Origin of the sequence: Collinsella aerofaciens (assembly GCF_039836695.1) — a bacterium.
GTDB classification, from domain to species: Bacteria; Actinomycetota; Coriobacteriia; order Coriobacteriales; family Coriobacteriaceae; genus Collinsella; species Collinsella aerofaciens_BD.
This window is the reverse complement of sequence record NZ_JBDPAC010000046.1, coordinates 1-2,212: the sequence shown is the minus strand read 5'-3', so window position 1 is coordinate 2,212 and position 2,212 is coordinate 1. Positions and strand designations below refer to the sequence as shown.

The window sequence follows — 2,212 nt, the reverse complement described above, 5'->3', positions numbered from 1 at the left end:
GGAGCGGACAACGGGGCTCGAACCCGCGACCCCAACCTTGGCAAGGTTGTGCTCTACCAACTGAGCCATGTCCGCTTACGAGGATTAATCTTACGTGATGCCCGCATCCTATGCAAGAACTTTTTTTGAAAAGTTTTGCGACGCTCTCGCGAGGGCATCAGTCGTCACGAAAGGCGCGGACAAACGCAGGCTCGCAGCGAGATGCCCCTACATCTCACCGAGCATGATCCAGGCAGAGCTGTCCTGCGCGAGCCTGCCGTCTGCAAGCGGTGATGAGGTGAGCAGGACCCTGCCCGCCGGCAGCTCCACGGGTGCTGCACCGAAGTTCGTCACACACGCCCAGCCGTTATCGCGGCGATAGGCGATGACGCCGCCCTCAGCGCCCTCGGCACCATCCGCAAGACCGGTGCGCCCGTCAAGATCGAGCCACGCAAGATCGTTGGCGCACCCGCGCAGCTTGCGCCGCAGCCAGAGGGCGTCACGATAGAGCGCAAGCATCGATGTCGGGTCCACTTCTTCCCTATCGGCAGCATAATCGGAAAACCATGCAGGCTGCGGCAGATGGGGCGCCGCATCGGCGTCTGCCGGCGAAAATCCAAACGATCCGCCATGCGCGGGATCGTCCGCCGCCACCCACGGCAGGGGCACACGACAGCCGTCGCGCCCCTTCTCACGCTTCGGTCCGTGCGTATTGGTCGCAGTAGGGTCTTCGAGTGCAGCCCACGGGATATCAGCCACCTCAAAAAGGCCGAGCTCCTCACCCTGATACACGTATGCCGAGCCCGGAAGCGCCAGTTCAAGCAAAAGGGCCGCCCGCGCGCGGCGCTCGCCGAGTTCACGGTCCTCGTCATAAGACGACCCGTCGCGCAAGAGCCAGTCGAGCGCAATCTGGTGGTAGCGCGTCGCCTTGATTTGCGGCAGGGCATAGCGTGTCGCCACGCGCGGCACGTCGTGGTTGGAGAGTACCCAGGTCGAGGCGGAATCGGATTCGACGGCTGCCTTCAAGCCCTTCTCGATTGCAGTGTGCATGTCATCATAGGTCCAAGTGGCCTTGGCAAACTCAAAGTTGAATGTCTGGCCAAGCTCGCTGGGACGCGCGTAGAGATACTGGCGCTCGGGCAGCACCCACGCCTCGGCAACGGCACTGCGCGGCGGATTATAGCGGTCGAACACGCGGCGCCACTCGCGATAGATCTCGTGGACCTCATTGCGGTCCCACAGCGGATGGGTGCCGTCGTCAACCATGTCATCGCCCTCGGCGAGATGCCACCGGTCGAGGTCATCGCGGTCGAGATCCTTGGCGAGACCCTGCGCCACATCAATGCGAAAGCCGTCGACGCCTCGATCGCTCCAAAACGCCAGGACGTCGCAAAAGAGCGCGTGAACCTCAGGGCATGACCAGTCAAAGTCCGGCTGCTCGGGCGTAAACATGTGCAGATACCACTGACCGTCCGCAACACGCGTCCATGCGGGGCCACCAAAGTTGGCATTCCAATTGGTGGGAGGCAGCTCGCCATGCTCGCCGCGACCATCGCGGAAGATATAACGGGCGCGCTCGGGCGATCCGGGGCCGGCGGCAAGAGCGGCTTTGAACCAGGGGTGCTGGTTGGATGAATGGTTGGGCACGATGTCGACGATGACCTTGATGCCGTGCGCGTGAGCCGCAGTGATCATGTCATCGAAGTCGTCAAGCGAGCCGAGACGTGGGTCGACATCGCAGTAGTCCGCCACATCATAGCCGCCATCGACAAGAGGCGATGGGTAAAACGGGCTCAGCCAGATGGCCTCGATACCCAGCCGCTCAAGATAGTCCATCTTCTGGGTAATGCCCGCGATATCGCCCAGACCCGAACCAGTCGAATCCTTAAACGAGCGCGGGTAGATCTGATAGATCGCGGCGTCGGACATCCATGAGCGCGAAGAAGACTTTTCTGTAGCCATGGGGCGTATCTCCCTTGCAACGAGGTTATGCGAGATGCCCACGATGATACGCCCAAAGCGCACATTCGCAGCAAACAACGCCACAGCCACGCCCCAAAACGCTCGCTCCCTCTCGGGTTCGAGCCCATGCGATGGATACAAAAAAGCCCGGCTACCGTGGTAGTCGGGCTGTTGCGTTTGGAGCGGACAACGGGGCTCGAACCCGCGACCCCAACCTTGGCAAGGTTGTGCTCTACCAACTGAGCCATGTCCGCATATCTAAAACAAAGCG

Annotated in this window: 1 protein-coding gene and 2 tRNA genes; all 3 read right to left on the bottom strand. The window is 61.5% G+C overall.

The features are described from left to right. Positions 1–2 precede the first annotated feature (2 nt). A tRNA-Gly gene (locus tag ABG996_RS10670) sits at positions 3–75 on the bottom strand. Between the two features lie 132 nt (positions 76–207). Continuing rightward, positions 208–1,941 carry a glycoside hydrolase family 13 protein gene (locus tag ABG996_RS10665; protein WP_347478609.1) on the bottom strand — a complete coding sequence of 578 codons (1,734 nt, stop codon included), beginning with the start codon at positions 1,939–1,941 and terminating at the stop codon, positions 208–210. A gap of 178 nt (positions 1,942–2,119) precedes the next feature. Further along, positions 2,120–2,195: transfer RNA gene (locus tag ABG996_RS10660), tRNA-Gly, on the bottom strand. Positions 2,196–2,212: the final 17 nt, after the last annotated feature.

Excerpts from the sequence above, each read along its gene's own strand:
- ABG996_RS10665 (WP_347478609.1), bottom strand. The coding sequence starts at position 1,941 with ATGGCTACAGAAAAGTCTTCTTCGCGCTCATGGATGTCCGACGCCGCG.